Annotated in this window: 18 protein-coding genes; 7 read left to right on the top strand and 11 right to left on the bottom strand. The window is 64.5% G+C overall.

Features of this window, described 5'->3' with window-relative positions:
• The first annotated feature begins 111 nt into the window (after positions 1-111).
• Complete coding sequence (gene lpdA, locus ACRARG_RS08540; protein WP_432689589.1) at positions 112-1,500, top strand: dihydrolipoyl dehydrogenase; 1,389 nt, start codon at positions 112-114, stop codon at positions 1,498-1,500.
• 127 nt (positions 1,501-1,627) lie between these two features.
• Here lpdA and ACRARG_RS08545 read toward each other — a convergent pair whose 3' ends face one another.
• Genes ACRARG_RS08545 through ACRARG_RS08555 form a run of 3 tightly spaced genes read right to left on the bottom strand, consistent with a single transcriptional unit; the run spans position 1,628 to position 3,947 of the window.
• Entirely contained in the window at positions 1,628-2,371 is a 744-nt protein-coding gene (locus ACRARG_RS08545; protein WP_432689590.1) for a lysophospholipid acyltransferase family protein, read from the bottom strand.
• Complete coding sequence (locus ACRARG_RS08550; protein WP_432689591.1) at positions 2,371-3,261, bottom strand: cell division protein FtsX; 891 nt, start codon at positions 3,259-3,261, stop codon at positions 2,371-2,373. Before ACRARG_RS08550 ends, ACRARG_RS08545 begins: the two co-directional genes overlap by 1 nt.
• 8 nt (positions 3,262-3,269) lie before the next feature.
• The gene (locus ACRARG_RS08555) at positions 3,270-3,947 is read right to left on the bottom strand and encodes a cell division ATP-binding protein FtsE (protein WP_432689592.1); all 678 of its coding nucleotides are present in this window, start codon (positions 3,945-3,947) and stop codon (positions 3,270-3,272) included.
• Between the two features lie 152 nt (positions 3,948-4,099).
• On the opposite strand from ACRARG_RS08555, the gene ACRARG_RS08560 reads away from it, so the two are divergent.
• Complete coding sequence (locus ACRARG_RS08560) at positions 4,100-4,945, top strand: zinc-ribbon domain-containing protein (RefSeq protein ID WP_432689593.1); 846 nt, start codon at positions 4,100-4,102, stop codon at positions 4,943-4,945.
• A gap of 6 nt (positions 4,946-4,951) precedes the next feature.
• On the opposite strand, the gene ACRARG_RS08565 is transcribed toward ACRARG_RS08560, so the two are convergent.
• Genes ACRARG_RS08565 through argH form a run of 5 tightly spaced genes read right to left on the bottom strand, consistent with a single transcriptional unit; the run spans position 4,952 to position 10,762 of the window.
• Positions 4,952-7,579: a TIGR02302 family protein gene (locus ACRARG_RS08565; RefSeq protein ID WP_432689594.1), complete on the bottom strand. Its 2,628-nt coding sequence runs from the start codon at positions 7,577-7,579 to the stop codon at positions 4,952-4,954.
• Positions 7,580-7,614: 35 nt separating this feature from the next.
• A complete protein-coding gene (gene lysA, locus ACRARG_RS08570) occupies positions 7,615-8,886 on the bottom strand; it encodes a diaminopimelate decarboxylase (RefSeq protein WP_432689595.1) in 1,272 nt (423 codons plus the stop codon).
• Positions 8,887-8,904: 18 nt separating this feature from the next.
• Positions 8,905-9,219 carry a DUF2834 domain-containing protein gene (locus ACRARG_RS08575; protein ID WP_432689596.1) on the bottom strand — a complete coding sequence of 105 codons (315 nt, stop codon included), beginning with the start codon at positions 9,217-9,219 and terminating at the stop codon, positions 8,905-8,907.
• The gene (locus tag ACRARG_RS08580) at positions 9,219-9,374 is read right to left on the bottom strand and encodes an argininosuccinate lyase (protein WP_432689597.1); all 156 of its coding nucleotides are present in this window, start codon (positions 9,372-9,374) and stop codon (positions 9,219-9,221) included. Before ACRARG_RS08580 ends, ACRARG_RS08575 begins: the two co-directional genes overlap by 1 nt.
• Positions 9,371-10,762 (bottom strand): argininosuccinate lyase, encoded by a 1,392-nt coding sequence (gene argH / locus ACRARG_RS08585; protein ID WP_432689598.1) that lies wholly within the window; start codon positions 10,760-10,762, stop codon positions 9,371-9,373. The genes ACRARG_RS08580 and argH overlap by 4 nt, the downstream gene beginning before the upstream one ends.
• Before the next feature lie 21 nt (positions 10,763-10,783).
• Between argH and ACRARG_RS08590 the strand changes: the two genes are divergently transcribed.
• The 5 genes from ACRARG_RS08590 to yddG all read left to right on the top strand — a co-directional run bounded on the left by ACRARG_RS08590 (position 10,784) and on the right by yddG (position 15,518).
• Complete coding sequence (locus tag ACRARG_RS08590) at positions 10,784-11,338, top strand: TlpA disulfide reductase family protein (protein ID WP_432689599.1); 555 nt, start codon at positions 10,784-10,786, stop codon at positions 11,336-11,338.
• 80 nt (positions 11,339-11,418) lie between these two features.
• Positions 11,419-12,249 (top strand): EAL domain-containing protein, encoded by an 831-nt coding sequence (locus ACRARG_RS08595; RefSeq protein ID WP_432689600.1) that lies wholly within the window; start codon positions 11,419-11,421, stop codon positions 12,247-12,249.
• 120 nt (positions 12,250-12,369) lie between these two features.
• Entirely contained in the window at positions 12,370-13,545 is a 1,176-nt protein-coding gene (locus tag ACRARG_RS08600) for an acetyl-CoA C-acetyltransferase (RefSeq protein ID WP_432689601.1), read from the top strand.
• Between the two features lie 254 nt (positions 13,546-13,799).
• A complete protein-coding gene (gene phbB, locus ACRARG_RS08605; RefSeq protein ID WP_432689602.1) occupies positions 13,800-14,522 on the top strand; it encodes an acetoacetyl-CoA reductase in 723 nt (240 codons plus the stop codon).
• 99 nt (positions 14,523-14,621) lie between these two features.
• Positions 14,622-15,518: an aromatic amino acid exporter YddG gene (gene yddG / locus ACRARG_RS08610; protein WP_432689603.1), complete on the top strand. Its 897-nt coding sequence runs from the start codon at positions 14,622-14,624 to the stop codon at positions 15,516-15,518.
• A gap of 10 nt (positions 15,519-15,528) precedes the next feature.
• On the opposite strand, the gene ACRARG_RS08615 is transcribed toward yddG, so the two are convergent.
• The 3 genes from ACRARG_RS08615 to ACRARG_RS08625 all read right to left on the bottom strand — a co-directional run bounded on the left by ACRARG_RS08615 (position 15,529) and on the right by ACRARG_RS08625 (position 16,784).
• Entirely contained in the window at positions 15,529-15,690 is a 162-nt protein-coding gene (locus ACRARG_RS08615) for a YdcH family protein (protein ID WP_432689604.1), read from the bottom strand.
• A gap of 99 nt (positions 15,691-15,789) precedes the next feature.
• Positions 15,790-16,572 carry a tRNA1(Val) (adenine(37)-N6)-methyltransferase gene (locus ACRARG_RS08620; RefSeq protein WP_432689605.1) on the bottom strand — a complete coding sequence of 261 codons (783 nt, stop codon included), beginning with the start codon at positions 16,570-16,572 and terminating at the stop codon, positions 15,790-15,792.
• Positions 16,569-16,784, bottom strand: coding sequence for a putative signal transducing protein (locus ACRARG_RS08625; protein WP_432689606.1), 216 nt, complete (start codon positions 16,782-16,784; stop codon positions 16,569-16,571). Before ACRARG_RS08625 ends, ACRARG_RS08620 begins: the two co-directional genes overlap by 4 nt.
• Positions 16,785-16,793 lie beyond the last annotated feature (9 nt).

A 16,793-nucleotide genomic window follows, 5' to 3' on the forward strand; every position in this document is an offset into this window, starting at 1 on the left:
GGGAGTCTTGGCCGCAGGCCAAGCGGGGGCAGCGCCCCCTCCCCTTGCCCAAAACACCCTATCCCCATATCGACGCCCCAAGACGTCGCCAAACAGACCAAGGAGACACCCATGGCTTCCTATGATGTGATCGTGATCGGCGCAGGCCCCGGCGGCTACGTGGCCGCCATCCGCTGCGCCCAGCTCGGCCTCAAGACCGCCTGCGTGGAGGGGCGCGAGACCCTCGGCGGCACCTGCCTGAACGTCGGCTGCATTCCGTCCAAAGCCCTGCTGCACGCCACCCACCAGCTGCATGAGGCAGAGCATAACTTCGCCACCATGGGCCTGAAGGGCAAATCTCCCTCCGTCGACTGGAAGGTGATGCAGGAATACAAGGACACCGTCGTCGGCCAGAACACCGGCGGCATCGAATTCCTGTTCAAGAAGAACAAGATCGACTGGCTCAAGGGCTGGGGCTCCATCCCCGAGGCCGGCAAGGTCAAGGTGGGCGATGAGGTCCACGAGGCCAAGAACATCATCATCGCCACCGGATCGGAGCCCGCCTCCCTGCCCGGGATCGAGATCGACGAGAAGACCGTCGTCTCCTCCACCGGCGCCCTGGCCCTGCCGAAGGTCCCCAAGAAGATGATCGTCGTCGGCGCCGGTGTCATCGGGCTGGAGATGGGATCGGTCTACGCCCGGCTCGGCACCGAAGTGACGGTGGTCGAATTCCTCGACCACATCACCCCCGGCATGGACAAGGAAATCCAGCGCAGCCTGCAGAAACTGCTGACCAAGCAGGGCATGAGCTTCGTGCTGAATTCCGCCGTACAGTCGGTGGAGACGTCACGCGGCAAGGCCAAGCTGACCTACAAATCACGCAAGGATGACAGCGAGACCACGCTCGATGCTGATGTCGTGCTGATCGCCACGGGCCGCAAACCCTATACTGACGGTCTGGGCCTGAAGGAACTGGGCGTTGAATTCACCGAGCGCGGTCAGGTCAAGACCGACGATCACTGGGCCACCAACGTCAAGGGCATCTATGCCATCGGCGACGCCATCGTCGGGCCAATGCTGGCCCACAAGGCCGAGGACGAGGGCATGGCCTGCGCCGAAGTCATCGCCGGCAAGCACGGCCATGTGAACTACGGCGTGATCCCCGGCGTGATCTACACCCATCCCGAGGTCGCCTCTGTCGGCAAGACGGAAGAGCAGCTGAAGGACGAAGGCCGCGCCTACAAGGCCGGGAAATTCCCCTTCATGGGCAATGCCCGCGCCAAGGCGATCTTTGCCGCCGAGGGCTTTGTGAAGATCCTCGTCGACAAGGAAACCGACCGGATCCTTGGCGCCCATATCATCGGCCCCTGTGCCGGCGACCTGATCCACGAGATTTGCGTGACGATGGAATACGGCGGCTCGGCCGAGGATCTGGCGCTGACCTGCCACGCCCACCCGACCTATTCCGAGGCCGTGCGCGAAGCCGCCCTGGCCTGCGGCGATGGGGCCATCCACGTCTGACGGCGGGTGTCGCGGGCCCTCCCATCGAGGGAGGGCCCGCGACAGCCTTCGGCGAGAGTATTTCTGCCAAGATGAAGCAGGGCAGCAGCCCTCCGGGCATCTCCGGAGGGTTTTTTCTTGGGTCAGATTAGTTGGGCTGGTCGGTGGGGAGGCCGCCGCCGGTAAAGCCGCCGTCGCGCATGAGCTGATTGCTCCGCGCTTCGATGCCGGTTTCGAGCCGGTCGAGGAAGTCGCCGCGCGGCAGGTTTGGCGGGATCGGATCGAGGAATTCGACCACGGCCAGGCCGGGCTTGCGGTAGATGCCCTTGCGTGGCCAGAACAGACCGACGTTGGTGGCCGCCGGGACACAGGGCTGGCCAAGCTCTTCGTAAATGGCCGCGACCCCCTGTTTGTAGGGCAGATAGGCACCCGGGGCGACACGCGTTCCCTGCGGATAGATAATCAGCTGCCCCGGCAGCGCATGACCGGCGCGGACCCCGGCCATCATCTGGCGGATCGCCTCGGCCCGCCTTCCGCGATTGACGGGCACACAGCCTATCCGCTGCGCGTACCACCCGAGGATCGGCGCATATCTCAGGCTGTCCTTCATGATGAACTTCGGACGCGGCAGCACGCTGACCAGCAGAATGATATCGAGAAAGCTCTGATGTTTGCTGGCGATCAGAACCTCGTCGACGGGAATTGTGCCGCGCACCTCCGTTCTGAGCCCGACCATCAATCCTGCCGTCCAGCGCACATATCGGCTGTAGGTGCGGACGCCGGTATAGGCCGCGCGCCGGTCGAACACGGCAAAACCGGCGAACACGAGCCCGAGCAGCAGCATGGCCAGATACATCTGCGCCACAAACAGCAGGGAGCGCAGCCCCTGCATCAGCTGAGCGCGCCCAGAACGCGCAGCGCTGCCCGGCGCGTCGCGAGATAGGCCACGCCTGCGGCGATGAACGGCAGGAGCAGCGGTAAGAGCCAGTGCCCTCCCCGGAAGCCCAGACCGGTGAGGAACCCGCCCTGATCCTGCGCCGCAGGAAGGATCAGGATCGCAAACATGCCAAGCGCCATGCCGATGATCGCCCCTGCCAGGGTCCGCAGGGTGAAGCGCCGCACAAAGGCTTGGGCGATGTAACGATCCTGCGCCCCGACGAGGCGCATCACCTCGATCACCTGCGCATTGGCCGCCAGCGCCGCATTGGCCGCCAGCGTGATAAGCGCCGCCATCGCCCCGCCGATCAGGAGAATGCAGAGATACCCGAGCCACCGCAGCCGGTTGGCCGCCGTCACAAGCGGGCGCCGCCAGCGTCCGTGATCGTCCAGAACCGCGCCCGGGGCTTCGGCCGAGAGCCGCAGCCGCAGCCCGGCCGCATCATAGCCGTCCCGCGTCTCGATCACCTCGACAAGCTGCGGAACCGGCAGCGCGGCCACGGGCACGTTTTCACCGAACCAGGGGGCCAGCAGGGCCCGCTGATCCTCTGTCGTCAGCGCCCGGGCGGAGGCGACGCCCTCCGTCGTGCGCAGGACGTTCAGCACCGTCTCGGTCTGGGCCGCCAGCTGATCCTGCGGCGCCGATATCCGGATCGTGGAGGCATGCGCCAGCTCCTGATCCCATTTCTGTGCCAGTCGCCCCGTGGCCAGCGAAAGCGCCAGCGCAAATACGACGAGAAAGGTCATGACCCCGGCCACAAACAGCGTGAGATAGGCGGTGCCCTCCGACGGCGGCACCACCCTGTCGGCTGAGCCCTCGCCTGACAAAAAGGTCCGGAGGCGCATCCGCAAGCTCACAGGTCCGCACCCGCAAGCTGGAGCTGCCGGTTCGAAATTCGCAGCACACGCGCCTGGACATGCTGTTTCGCAGCCCGGATGAGCCCCAGATCATGGGTTGCGATCATCACCGTCTTGCCCAGCCGGTTCAGCTCGACCAGGAGCTGGAGCAATTTCTGCGACATCTCCCAGTCGATATTGCCGGTCGGCTCGTCTGCCAGGATCACATCCGGCGACATGATCACCGCCCGCGCCAGCGCGGCGCGCTGCCGTTCGCCACCGGAGAGCTGCGGCGGCAGGGCGTTGGCGCGGGCCGTCAGCCCGCACCAGCCCAGAAGCTCTGACAGGTTCTCCGCTTCGCCCTGCACGTCGCGGCCCGACACGGTCAGGGGCAGGGCCACGTTTTCGGCCATGGTCATGTGATCGAGGAACTGGCAGTCCTGATGGACGACACCGACACGGCGCCGGATCTCGGCGATATCGTCGCGCGACATCTCTCGCACATCCTGACCAAAAAGCCGGACGTACCCCGCCGTCGGGACAAGGGCCCCATAACACAGCTTGAGGAAGGTCGTCTTTCCGGCCCCGGACGGCCCCGTCAGGAAATGAAAGGACCCGGGCGCAAGTTTGAGCGCGACATTGCTCAGCAACTCGCCCCCACCATAGCTATAGGCCACGTTGTCCAGCTCGATCACGGCCTGCCCCCTGAATAACCCGTTCTATCTGCACCAACTAAAGGGCGTTTTCAATCACGCAACAGCCGGACAAGATTGTGCTTTGGTCAGAAAGGGATACAAGATAGGCTACAGGCAGGCAATTCTGCCCATCGTTCCGGGCCGGAGGATTTATGCGACTGACCTGTCCCAATTGTGGCGCTCAATATGAAGTGCCCGACGAAGTCATCCCGGAAAGCGGGCGGGACGTTCAGTGCTCTAACTGTGGCGACACCTGGTTTCAGCCGCATCCCTCGACGCTGGACGCCGAGGCGTGGGACGAAGATCTGTCCGAAGCCGCGGCGGACGACTTCGAGGATGGCGACTACGACGAGGACTATGGCGACGAGGAGTGGCAGGCCCCGCCGGCCCCCGCCCTGCGTCAGCGCAACCTCGCGCCGGAGGTCAAATCCATCCTCAGAGAAGAGGCTGCGGTCGAGGAAAAGGCACGGGCCGGCGATCCGCTGGAAAGCCAGCCGGACCTTGGCCTGGACGAGCCGGTTACTTCGCGCCGCCCGGCTGCCACCGCCCCGGAAGAGGACCCGGCACCGGAAAAACCCTCTCTTCGCCTGACGCCCGAGGAAAAGGCAGCGATGGCCGCACAGGACCGCCCCGTGTCGCGGCGCAACCTGCTGCCGGATATCGATGAGCTGAGCTCTACGCTGCGCCGGCGCGGCGAAGGCGGGCGGCGGGGCGAGCCGCGCAAAACCACGCCACTGGTTCAGGCCCGGCGCCGGGGTTTCCGGCGTGGGTTCATGCTGTCCCTGATTGTGGTTCTTGTCGCCGCGATCATCTACCTGCAGGCGCCAAAGATTTCCGCAGCGCTCCCGCCGCTCGCGTCACCGCTTGCCGCCTATGTATCGGCTGTGGATCGCGGACGGCTCTGGCTGGACGAGCGGGCCCGCGCACTGGTGATCAAGCTTGATGACTGGACCGGAGCGGCGGAACAGGACCCGGACGCGGCCCCGGCCACGGAATAGACCTGCTCAGAACCTGTCGAGAAGACGCCGCAGGTAATCCCTTTCAATCGCCGGACGTTGCCGGTCACCCGAGCGGCGGCGCAGCTCTTCCTCCAGCTCCAGGGCGCGGCGATAGACATCCTCGCCCTGCAGCATGTCGCGCTGATTGCCCATATCGCCATTGGTCCCGGCATTGCGGCCCAGCGGATCGTTCTGTTCGCCCCCCGCATTGCCATTGGCCTGGCCCTGCTGACCCTGCTGCTGGCGCTGTTCCTCGGCCATGGCCTCGCCCATGTTGCGCAGCCCGTCGCGCAGGGCTTCCATCGCCTCAGACTGGCGGTCGATTGCCTCGGCCAGATCCTCGTTGCGCAGGGCGTCCTCGGCACCACGCATCGCCCGTTCAGCCCGGTCGAGCGCGTCGCGCGCGGCGTCCCCGGCCTGACCGCCCATGCCGGGCAGGTTGCCGCGCTGGCGGTTCAGCTCATCCCGCAGCGCCTGCTGACGGTCTGCCAGCGACTGCTGATCCGATCCGCCCTGCGCATTGGAATCGCCCTGACCATTCTGGGCCTGATTGCGCTGACCGGGGTTGGAGCCCTGCCCCTCACCCTGCTGGTTGCCCTGGTTCTGGCCCTGTTGCTGGCCGGGCTGCTGTGACTGTCCCTGCTCTCCGCCCTGGCCCTGACTTTGCTGTCCCTCGCCCTGCTGGGAATTCGGGTTGAACCGGTCCTGCAGGTCGCGGAAGGCCTGATCCGACAGGCCCTGCTGTTCGCGCAGCGTCTCTGACAGGCCCTCCATGGCCTGCTGGCCGGGGGATTGCTGATCGCCACCCTGCCCCTGCGTGACGCGCATATTCTCCATCATCTGCTGAAGCTCCTGCAGCGCCTGTTCGGCCTCCGCCATCCGGCCCTGCTCCATCAGCTCCTGAATGCGGTCCATCATGCGCTGCAGATCGTCCTGATTGAGGCGCATGGCGTTTTCCATCTGTTCCGCCGAGAGCTCCTCTCCCATCTGCTCGCCTTCCTCGGCGGCCTCCCGGGAGAGCTGGCGCATGTAATCCTGCGTCGCGTCGCGGAGTTCCTGCATCAGCCGCGCGATCTCCTCGTCCGATGCACCGTTCTTCATTGCCTCCGACAGCCGTTCCTGCGCGCGCTGCAGACGTTCGCGGGCGTCGTCCAGATCGCCATCCTCGATCAGCAGCGCCAGATCCCAGAGCGCCTGAGACATCTCTTCCACCTGCTCGTCATTGAGCGACGCATAGCGCGTAACCGTATCCATGCGCCGCATCAGCACCCGCAGGCGCAGGTAGACGGTATCGGAGCGGAACAGCCCCTCCGGCTTCCACGACACGGCCTTGAGCACCTGCACGATGCGGCGGTCATTGTCGCGGTTCCAAAGCAAATCGCGGCGCTGTTCGATCAGCGCGGCGGCCAGCGGATCGAAGAACCGGCGCGAGGAAAGCGTTGTCTCATAGCTTTCCGACGTGCCCTCCTGCCCGGCGGCATCCTGCGCCGTGATCGTCACCTTGACGGGCATGTTCGCCCAGGGGTGTTCCGACAGGTCCTCGATGATCGTCTCGGTGAAATTGCTGCGGTCGCCGGAGATCGGCAGCACCATGGGCAGGCGAATATCCTCCCGCGCCTCCGGCTCGATCGCCAGCCCGTAGCGGCGGTCGACGGCGTCGAGGTTCAGCGTGATCACCGCCTCCCCGCCTTCGATGCCATAATCGTCCTGCGCCGCGAAGGGCAGCTTGAACTCGCCCCGCGTGCTGGCCTCCGCCGGGCCGGTCACGCTGACCGTAGGCGCGGCATCGGCCTTCAGCGCCACGGTCCAGCTTTCGCCGCCGTGTCCCGTGATGGTGATCTGCCCGTCCTGCTCCATCGTGAAGCTCTGGGACGGTGCGGCGGGGTCTTCCTGCGCCGGGCCAACCGTCTGATCGACCGTCAGCGCGCCGACCTCCCCGTAAAGCCGCAGCGTGACCTTGCTGCCCTCGGGCGCCGCAATCGTGCCGTTCTGATCGGCCATGTAGAGGACCGGCATGCCGGTATAAAGCGGCGGCTCCACCCAGCCTTCCCAGGTCGGGCCTGCCGCCAGCGCGGCCCCTGCGCCCGGCGCCATGCCCGCCACAGACCCGACCCGCCAGAACGACCCGAAGAGAAGCGCCACCGCGAGAAGCGCCAGAGCAATGAACCGCAGGCCGAACACGTCGCGCGAGGACACGCGCAGATCCGGCTCCACCGCCTTGGCACCCTCCGCGCGCTTGGCCATCCGGCGCTGGTGAGCCTGCCAGAGCGTTTCCGACCCCATATCGCCCGCACCCACGGCCTGCGTGTCGCGCAGCGTCTGAAGCGGCCGCCCGGTGAGCGACGCATCAAGCCGCAGCAGCGCCTCTTCCCGCGCGGGCCAGCGGAACCGCAGCACGCCCCAGATCAGCGCGGCCAGCGCACCCAGTCCAAGCACAGCACCAATGCCCCAGACCGCCTCAACCGCCAGCGTATCCTGAACCCCCAGCATCAGCAGCGCCAGCGTCAGGCTCAAAACGGTCCAGAGCGGCCAGAAGGCGCGCGCGGCGCGTTCGGCAACCATGCCGGCATGGGTCAGGGCCAGGGGCCGCCGCAGGCGGTGCAGGGTTTCGGCAAAGGTCGTCCGGTCGGTCATGAAACTCCTCGTGGCCCGATCCGGTGGGCGGGCAGTCAGCCCATGAGCCACGAGGGTAGCGTATCCCGGTTTATGATTTCCTCAAAGCTCGGTCGCGGACGGATGACGGCGAATTGATGCCCATTGACCAAAACTTCGGGGATCAGCGGCCGCGTATTGTATTCGCTGCTCATTACCGCGCCATATGCACCCGCCGAACGGAAGGCGACGAGGTCCCCTTCGGCCAGCGGCGGCATCATCCGCTGCTTGGCGAAGGTGTCACCGGATTCGCAGACCGGGCCGACGATGTCATAGGGACGCTGGTCGACACCCGGCTCGGGCTCCGTCACAGCGACGATATCGTGATGCGCGTCATACATGGCCGGGCGGATCAGGTCGTTCATCGCCCCGTCGAGGATGAGGAAATCGCGCCCCTCCCCCGATTTCACATAGATCACCTTCGACACCATGATGCCCGCATTCCCGGCGACCAGCCGCCCCGGCTCGATCTCGATCTCGCAGCCCTTGTCGCCCAGCGTTTCGCGGATGACCTGCCCGTATTCGGCGGGCAGCGGCGGCGCCTCATTGCCGCGGGTATAGGGAATGCCCAAGCCCCCGCCGAGGTCGAGCCGCTGAATATCATGTCCATCGGCACGCAGCGCATCGGTCAGTTCGGCGACCTTGAGAAAGGCCATCCGGTAGGGCTCCAGATCCGTCAGCTGCGACCCGATATGCACGTCGATGCCCACGGCCTCCAGCCCCGGCAGGGCGGCGATCCGGGCATAGACCTCCCGCGCGCGGGAGATCGGGATGCCGAACTTGTTTTCGGACTTGCCGGTGGCGATCTTGGCATGGGTCTTGGCGTCGACATCGGGGTTCACCCGCACGGTTACCGGCGCCACAACGCCCATCGACACGGCGACCCGGTTCAGCCGCTCCATCTCCGGCTCCGACTCGAGGTTGAACTGACGCACGCCGCCGGTGAGCGCCGCCCGCATCTCCTCTTCGGTCTTGCCGACGCCGGAAAACACGATCTTCTCCCCCGGCACGCCCGCCGCGATGGCCCGCGCATATTCCCCGCCGGAGACGACGTCCATCCCCGCGCCCAGACCCGCCAGCGTTTTCAGGATCGCCTGGTTCGACGCTGCCTTCATCGCATAGCAGATCATATGCGGGCCCCAGGCCAGCGCCTCGTCAAAGACCTGGAAATGCCGGGTCAGCGTGGCGGTGGAATAGAGGTAGAAGGGCGTGCCCACCTCTGCCGCGATCTCGGCTACCGGCACATCTTCGGCATGGAGGATGCCGTCACGATAGAGAAAATGGTCCATGGCAAGCTCCGGGGCGGCTCAGACAGGCCGCGTTCTGAGAAAAAGATAGAGGGGCAGCCCGCAGCTGACCCCGATCAGGAAAGTTGCCGGGATCGCGATCAGCGACCACCAGTTGCGCCGTACATAGACCTCCGCCAGGATCCAGACTGTCAAGGCGATGGCGGCAATGATCAGGTCCCAGGCGAGGCCAGAGGTTGCCGCATTGGCGAACCAGGCCTCCTTGAGACCGAACAGCCCCCGTCCATTGCCGATCATCCAGCCGAACATCAGTCCCAGCGGATGCAGCGCACCCCAGATGGCGAGGCCCAGATAGATCATCCGCAGCACGGACATCAGAACTTTACGCCCATCGTGGCATAGCCCGAGACGGAAATGCCCGGCTCCGGCCTGGGTTGCGGCTCGGGCCGCTCCGGTTCGCCGTCGACCCCGCAGGCCGACACGAAGGCTGCGATCACGATCAGGCAGAGGACGGTCAGCAGCCGCATCATGCCAGCACCTCTTTCCAGCGGGCGATCTGTTCGCGGACCCGCGCGGGCGCCGTGCCACCGTAAGACATGCGGGAGGCGACGGAGTTGTGCACGCCCAGCACACCGAAGACCGCCTCCGTGATCTCCGCATGGACCGACTGCATATCGGCTAGCGTCAGATCCGGCAGGCCGCAGCCGCGTTTTTCGGCCATGGCGACCAGCGCACCGGTCACATGGTGGGCGTCGCGGAAGGGCATGCCCAGTTCCCGCACCAGCCAGTCGGCCAGATCCGTCGCGGTCGAAAAGCCCGACCCGGCGGCGGCTTCCAGCGCCGCGACATTGGCGGACATGTCCGACACCATCCCGGTCATGGCAGCAAGCGCCAGCATCAGGTTATCGGCCGCGTCGAAGACCTGTTCCTTGTCTTCCTGCATGTCCTTCGAATAGGCCAGCGGCAGCCCCTTCATCACCATGGTCAGCGCGACATTCGCCCCGAAGATCCGCCCGATCTTGGCGCGGATCAGCTCTGCCGCATCGGGGTTCTTCTTCTGCGGCATGATCGACGACCCGGTGGAGAACCGGTCCGACAGGGTTACAAACCGGAACTGGGCCGAGGACCAGATCACCAGCTCTTCGGCGAACCGGCTGAGGTGCATGGCGCAGATGGTGGACGCGCCAAGAAATTCCAGCGCGAAATCGCGGTCCGACACGGCATCCAGCGAATTGGCCATCGGCCGGTCGAAGCCCAGAGCCTCTGCCGTCATCTGTCGGTCGATCGGGAAGGATGTCCCCGCCAGAGCCGCCGCCCCCAGCGGCGACTCGTTCATCCGCGCCCGCGCATCGCGAAACCGCGACAGGTCGCGCGACAGCATCTCCACATAGGCCATCATATGGTGGCCCCAAGTCACCGGCTGCGCGGTCTGCAGATGGGTAAAGCCGGGCATGACCCACTCCGCGCCCTGTTCCGCCTGCACCAGCAGCTCCTTCATCAGCGCCTGCACGCCCAGGATCGCCGCATCCACCTGGTCCCGCACCCAGAGCCGGAAATCCGTCGCGACCTGATCGTTGCGCGACCGCCCCGTGTGCAGACGCCCCGCCGGCTCGCCGATGATCTCCTTCAGCCGTGCCTCCACATTCATGTGGATGTCTTCCAGCGCGGTGGAGAACTGGAACTGGCCGCCTTCGATCTCTGACAAGATCGTGAGGAGACCTTCCCTCATTTTCTCCGCATCCTTATCGGTAACGATACCCTGTGCGGCCAGCATGGCCGCATGGGCGCGCGACCCGGCGATGTCCTGCGCGGCCATACGTTTGTCGAACCCGATGGAGGCATTGATCGCCTCCATGATCGCATCGGGACCGGCGGCGAAACGGCCGCCCCACATCTGGTTCGAGCTTTGATCGGTCATAGGCCACCCGCTGGAGGAAAGATGAATAAACTGCTCACCGCGCTCCTTTATACGGGGTTGATCGCCACTGCAAATATCGCGGCCGCAGAACCGGGCATTGCCGCCCTGCGCGACGGTGACCTGCGCAAACTGGTGGTCCATGACGATCCGCAGCCGCTGGCGGATGTGGCTTTTCAGGGCCCCGACGGCGATGTGAGCCTTGCGGAGTACCGCGGCAAGATCGTCCTGCTGAACTTCTGGGCCATCTGGTGCGCCCCCTGCCGGGAGGAAATGCCGACGCTGGAAACCCTGGCCCGAGATATGGGAGGAGAGGAATTCGCCGTCGTCACGCTCGCCACCGGCCCCAATGCGCCGCCGGCGATCGACGGGTTCTTTGACGACATCGGCGTCGAATCGCTGCCGAAATACCGCGACCCCAAAAGCGCCCTTGCCCGCGCCTCCGGCGTGCTGGGCCTGCCCGTCACCGTGATCCTGGACCGCGAGGGGCGCGAACTGGCCCGGCTGACCGGCACCGCCGACTGGTCAAGCCAGAGCGCCCGGGACATCATTGCCGCTCTGTCCGCCACAGGAAGCTGATCCGCGTTAGCCCTGTCTTAAGCCCGATCCGCTATTCTGTCCGGGCTGAGATGGAGGCGATAATGTTCGGATCGGGCGCAATGCCACGCAAAATCCTGTCGGATGCACCGCCGGACGTGGAAACGCCGCTGGCTGCCGCCGTCACCCTGCGCGACAGCACCACAGTCGCCATGGTGGATGAGGCGCTGAGGCATGGCAATGTCGCGCTGGCCTTTCAGCCGGTCATGCAGGCTGGCGCCGCCAACCGGGTCGCCTTTTACGAAGGTCTGATCCGAATCTACGATCCCACCGGCCGCATCATCCCCGCCCGCGACTTCATTCTGGCTGTCGAAAATCGGGAAACAGGCCGCAATATCGACTGCGCCGCTCTGCAGCTGGGACTGGCCCAGCTGGACCAGGCGCCGGACCTGCGGCTGTCGGTCAACCTGTCCGCGCGGTCTATCGGCTACCCCCGGTTCATGCGGATATTGCGGCAGGGATTGATGCGCGACCGGACGGTCGGCGAACGGCTGATCCTGGAAATCACCGAACCCTCGGCAATGCTTGTCCCCGAACTGGTCACGGGGTTCATGGCGGACATGCGACGGCACGGCATCAGTTTCGCCATCGACGATTTCGGCTCCGGTGCCACCGCCTTCCGGCATCTGCGCGACTGTATGTTCGATATCCTCAAGATCGACGGCCAGTTCACCCGCGGCATTGCGCAATCCCCCGATAATCAGGTCGTGACGGAGGCGATCTTGTCCGTGGCCCGCGCCATGGACATGCTGACCGTGGCCGAACAGGTTGAAAACGCCGAAGATGCCGCCTGGCTGTCACGGTCCGGTGTCGACTGCCTCCAAGGCTATTTCTATGCCGCCCCGACCATCCACCCACCATGGGAGGACTCCGCCCGCCGCACCGGAACATGACCGCCGGCCACCGGGCCGCCGACAGAGTTGAATTGAGATTCGCAGCTCATTGGTGTAGCTCCGACGCATGGAGGCGCGGGGGGAGAATCTCCTGCGTCATATTAGGTGGAGGAACCTACCATGACGAATGTCGTCATCGCTTCGGCCGCGCGCACGCCGGTCGGCTCTTTTCTTGGATCGTTTGCAAATACACCCGCGCATGACCTCGGCTCTGCCGTGCTGGCCGAACTGGTCAAACGGGCCGGCATTGAGGCCGGCGAAGTCTCCGAAACCATTCTTGGTCAGGTGCTGACGGCCGGACAGGGCCAGAACCCTGCGCGCCAGGCCCATATCAACGCCGGTCTTCCCCAGGAAGCCGCGGCCTGGAGCATCAATCAGGTCTGTGGCTCCGGCCTGCGTGCCGTGGCGCTGGCCGCGCAACATGTCCAGCTGGGCGATTCCGATATCGTGGCAGCCGGCGGACAGGAAAGCATGTCGCTGTCGCCCCATGTCGCCCACCTTCGCGCCGGGCATAAGATGGGCGATGTGAAATATATCGACTCGATGATCAAGGACGGCCTCTGGGACGCGTTCAACGGCTACCACATGGGGCAGACCGCTGAAAACGTTGCCGAAAAATGGCAGATCAGCCGCGAACAGCAGGACGAATTTGCCCTCGCCTCCCAGAACAAGGCCGAAGCCGCCCAGAAGGCCGGCAAATTTGCCGATGAGATCGTCCCCTTCGTCGTGAAAACCCGCAAAGGCGAGATTACGGTCTCGGACGACGAATATATTCGCCACGGCGCCACGATCGAAGCCATGCAGAAGCTGCGTCCGGCCTTCGTCAAGGACGGGTCGGTCACCGCCGCCAATGCCTCCGGCATCAATGACGGCGCGGCTGGCGTGCTGGTGATGACGGCCGAGAATGCCGAAAAACGCGGGATCGAGCCGCTGGCGCGGATCGTCTCCTACGCCACGGCAGGGCTTGACCCGTCGATCATGGGCGTCGGCCCGATCCATGCCTCCCGCAAGGCGCTGGAAAAGGCTGGCTGGAAACCGACGGATCTTGATCTGGTCGAAGCGAACGAAGCCTTTGCCGCGCAGGCCTGTGCCGTGAACAAAGACATGGGCTGGGACCCCTCCATCGTGAACGTCAACGGCGGGGCCATCGCGATCGGGCATCCGATCGGGGCGTCCGGCGCCCGCGTTCTCAATACTCTGCTGTTCGAGATGCAGCGGCGCGGCGCCAAGAAGGGCCTTGCCACACTTTGCATCGGCGGCGGCATGGGCGTCGCAATGTGTGTTGAACGCCCGTAACACATCGCCATCTGTAAGAAACTTCCGATCCCGCGCCGCGTCCCGGCGCGGGATTTTCTATGCGGAACCCGGCGATCTTTGCCTGTCCACAGGATATTTCGCCAGAGCCCCTTTCCCAAGCGTCACCAGACATGCAAACCTCCGAAGGAACCTGAAACCATACGGATAAGGATGGAAATGCAAGAGTAATATTGTTGCGAATTTCTGCGTAAATGAGTAACAGCGTTACCGAGACATTTTTCTGGAGGAGACACATGGCACGTACAGCACTCGTCACCGGCGGGTCCCGTGGGATCGGCGCCGCCATTTCAAAAGCCCTGAAAGCGGCCGGACATACCGTTGCGGCGACCTATGCAGGCAACGACGACGCCGCCGCCGCTTTCACCGAAGAGACCGGCATCAAGACTTATAAATGGAACGCCGCCGACTACGAGGCCTCTAAAGAAGGGATCGCCAAGGTCGAGGCTGATCTGGGCCCCATCGACATCGTGGTGGCCAATGCAGGGATCACCCGCGATGCGCCGTTCCACAAAATGACCCCCGAACAATGGCATCAGGTCATCGACACCAATCTGACGGGCGTATTTAACACCGTCCATCCCGTCTGGCCCGGCATGCGCGAGCGTGGATTCGGCCGGATCGTGGTCATCTCTTCGATCAATGGTCAGAAAGGCCAGTTCGGTCAGGTGAATTATGCGGCGACCAAGGCCGGTGACCTTGGCATTGTAAAATCGCTGGCGCAGGAAGGCGCGGCCAAGGGGATCACGGCAAATGCGATCTGCCCCGGCTATATCGCCACCGACATGGTCATGGCGGTCCCCGAAAAGGTGCGGGATGCGATCATCAGCCAAATCCCGACCGGCCGGCTGGGCGAGCCCGAAGAAATTGCCCGCTGCGTCGTTTTCCTGACGGCCGATGATGCCGGGTTCATCAACGGCTCGACGATCACGGCCAATGGCGGCCAGTTTTTCGTCTGACACTCTGCACCTGTCGCGTCCGGCACAAAACCGGGCGCGATAAAGGCGCGCCGCAGGTTTCGTATTGACGGCACCCGGCGCTTTGCCGACAAGCGGCTCATGTCGCGCGGCAAGGCCACACTGATCGGGTTCGTTTCTGTCCTACTCTGGGCGCTTCTTGCCATTCTGACTGTGGGCAGCACGCCTGTTCCGGCGCTTCAGCTCAACGCGCTTTGCTTTGCGATTGGCGGAACGATCGGCCTGATCTGGACGGCCGCGACCGGGCAGTTCGCCACGCTTCGCGCGATACCGCCGCTGGCCTATCTGCTTGGGGTTGCCGGGCTTTTCGGGTATCACGCCCTCTATTTCGCCGCACTCCGATCCGCGCCACCGGCTCAGGCGGGGCTGATCGCCTATCTCTGGCCGCTGCTGATTGTGCTGTTCTCCGGCCTCCTGCCACAGGAGAAGCTGCGCGCGGGCCATGCAATCGGGGCACTGGCAGGATTCGCCGGGGCCGCGCTGATCATCGCCGGGGACGGCGCCAGCATCGACCCGCAACATCTGTTCGGCTATCTGCTGGCCCTCGCCTGTGCCCTGACATGGTCCGGCTATTCGATCCTGTCGCGCCGGTTCGGCGCAGTGCCGACCAGCGCCGTGACCGTCTTTTGCCTGATCACTGCCCTGCTGTCGGCCATTCTGCATCTGGCGCTGGAAGACACGGTCTGGCCCGACCGGACCGTGTCCTGGCTGTCGGTGGCAGGGCTAGGGCTCGGTCCGGTTGGACTGGCCTTCTACACTTGGGATGTCGGGGTAAAGCGCGGGGATATCCAGCTGCTTGGCGTGGCGTCCTATTCCGCCCCGCTCCTGTCGACCCTGATTCTGATCATGGCCGGTCTCGCCCCTGCATCGCCGCGGCTGATACTGGCTGCGCTTCTCATCACGGGCGGCGCGGCAATTGCCGCGCGCGCCAGCTTTGCCCGCCCCAGATCCGTGCCGGACGGGCGGGCTGAACCTTAGGAAAACGCGGTCAGGACAGCCGCGAGATTTCCTCTTTGAGTCTGAGTTTCTGTTTCTTCAACTGAGTGATTTCAAGCGTCGAGACGCTTGGCGACCGCTGTGCATGTTCCACGGCGGCCGAGAGAGATGCGTGCTTCTTCTTCAGTTCTTCCAGGTGGGAACTCAAGCTCATCGTAAACTCCTCTCTGTTGGCGGTAAGTGAATTGGACCACAACTTTACATTTCTGTCACGCTGCACGCGCGAGCATCTGCCGACAGGGTTACGTAAACGTTAATTCTCCACAGGGTTGTCCAGAAAAGGCATCGCTGCCGCATCTTTAAGAATGCGTGCTGCATCAGGGCTGTAGTCGGTTTTGTCACAGCTATGTGCCGTGTCGTTGTGCACGATCAGACCGGGGCGTATCCGAAACTCTGCCCGCCCGCCCTTACGTGCCCTGACGATACAAAGTTGCGATTCTCTGCCGATACGGGGAATCAGAGGCACAAGTTCGACCGAGCCGAGCAATCTGTGAAATTCTGTGATCAGCTCCGGCAGCCGGGCCACCCTGTGGATGAACGTGACCGTGCCGCCCGGCGCACAGCGCTTTGCCGCCGCTTCAACCCAGTTGATCAGCGGCGTGTCCTCACCCAGCGCGCCCTCTCGCCCCGCATCCGTCGCGGCCACGCTTGCGCTGCGAAGGAAATAGGGCGGGTTCGCCATCACATGATCGAACCGCTGCTGCCGGAGCGCTGGCGGCATATCGGACAGATCGCCCTCTACCACGTCGAAATCGGCAGCATTTTCGACCGCGTTGCGTCTGGCCAGTTCCGCATAGGCGGCCTGCCGTTCAAGTCCGACAAGGCGGAGCCCGTCAACTCTCGCGCCGAGGCACAAAGAAGCCGCACCCGCGCCGCAGCCCAGATCCAGCACGCTCTGCCCGGCGCGGGCATTGATGCTGGCGGCAAGAAAGACCGGGTCGACACCGGCCCGGTATCCGCGCGCCGGCTGCCAGAGTTTTATCCGCCCGCCCAGAAACTTGTCCTGCGTCAGCTCAGGCGTCAGTTCAGCTGTCATAGGCCCCGGTCGATCCCATTATCGACCAAGGTTCGCGCGGCCCGGTCGTAATCCTCATCGCCCACCATGAGACGGCGCGGCAATACGCCCAAGGACCCTTCGAGGATGCTCATGTTTACGTCCATTTCAAAGCAGTCTATACCCTCGCCCTGAAGCAGCGCGCGGGCAAAAGCCATGTCAGCCAGATTGGTCGTGCGGAGAACCTGTTTCATGATCTGGAT

It is taken from the genome of Pseudooceanicola profundi, assembly GCF_050897955.1.
Classification (GTDB): Bacteria; Pseudomonadota; Alphaproteobacteria; order Rhodobacterales; family Rhodobacteraceae; genus Pseudooceanicola.

Bases quoted from the DNA above. Each gene is read 5' to 3' on its own strand.
- ACRARG_RS08575 (WP_432689596.1), bottom strand. From the start codon at position 9,219: ATGTCCGTGCTGCGGATGATCTATCTGGGCCTCGCCATCTGGGGTGCG.
- yddG (WP_432689603.1), top strand. From the start codon at position 14,622: ATGTCGCGCGGCAAGGCCACACTGATCGGGTTCGTTTCTGTCCTACTC.
- ACRARG_RS08615 (WP_432689604.1), bottom strand. From the start codon at position 15,690: ATGAGCTTGAGTTCCCACCTGGAAGAACTGAAGAAGAAGCACGCATCT.
- ACRARG_RS08600 (WP_432689601.1), top strand. From the start codon at position 12,370: ATGACGAATGTCGTCATCGCTTCGGCCGCGCGCACGCCGGTCGGCTCT.
- ACRARG_RS08550 (WP_432689591.1), bottom strand. From the start codon at position 3,261: ATGCGCCTCCGGACCTTTTTGTCAGGCGAGGGCTCAGCCGACAGGGTG.
- ACRARG_RS08545 (WP_432689590.1), bottom strand. From the start codon at position 2,371: ATGCAGGGGCTGCGCTCCCTGCTGTTTGTGGCGCAGATGTATCTGGCC.
- ACRARG_RS08625 (WP_432689606.1), bottom strand. From the start codon at position 16,784: ATGAAACAGGTTCTCCGCACGACCAATCTGGCTGACATGGCTTTTGCC.
- phbB (WP_432689602.1), top strand. From the start codon at position 13,800: ATGGCACGTACAGCACTCGTCACCGGCGGGTCCCGTGGGATCGGCGCC.
- ACRARG_RS08560 (WP_432689593.1), top strand. From the start codon at position 4,100: ATGCGACTGACCTGTCCCAATTGTGGCGCTCAATATGAAGTGCCCGAC.
- ACRARG_RS08590 (WP_432689599.1), top strand. From the start codon at position 10,784: ATGAATAAACTGCTCACCGCGCTCCTTTATACGGGGTTGATCGCCACT.
- argH (WP_432689598.1), bottom strand. From the start codon at position 10,762: ATGACCGATCAAAGCTCGAACCAGATGTGGGGCGGCCGTTTCGCCGCC.
- ACRARG_RS08620 (WP_432689605.1), bottom strand. From the start codon at position 16,572: ATGACAGCTGAACTGACGCCTGAGCTGACGCAGGACAAGTTTCTGGGC.
- ACRARG_RS08595 (WP_432689600.1), top strand. From the start codon at position 11,419: ATGCCACGCAAAATCCTGTCGGATGCACCGCCGGACGTGGAAACGCCG.
- ACRARG_RS08580 (WP_432689597.1), bottom strand. From the start codon at position 9,374: ATGATGCGGCTGCTGACCGTCCTCTGCCTGATCGTGATCGCAGCCTTC.
- lpdA (WP_432689589.1), top strand. From the start codon at position 112: ATGGCTTCCTATGATGTGATCGTGATCGGCGCAGGCCCCGGCGGCTAC.
- ACRARG_RS08565 (WP_432689594.1), bottom strand. From the start codon at position 7,579: ATGACCGACCGGACGACCTTTGCCGAAACCCTGCACCGCCTGCGGCGG.
- lysA (WP_432689595.1), bottom strand. From the start codon at position 8,886: ATGGACCATTTTCTCTATCGTGACGGCATCCTCCATGCCGAAGATGTG.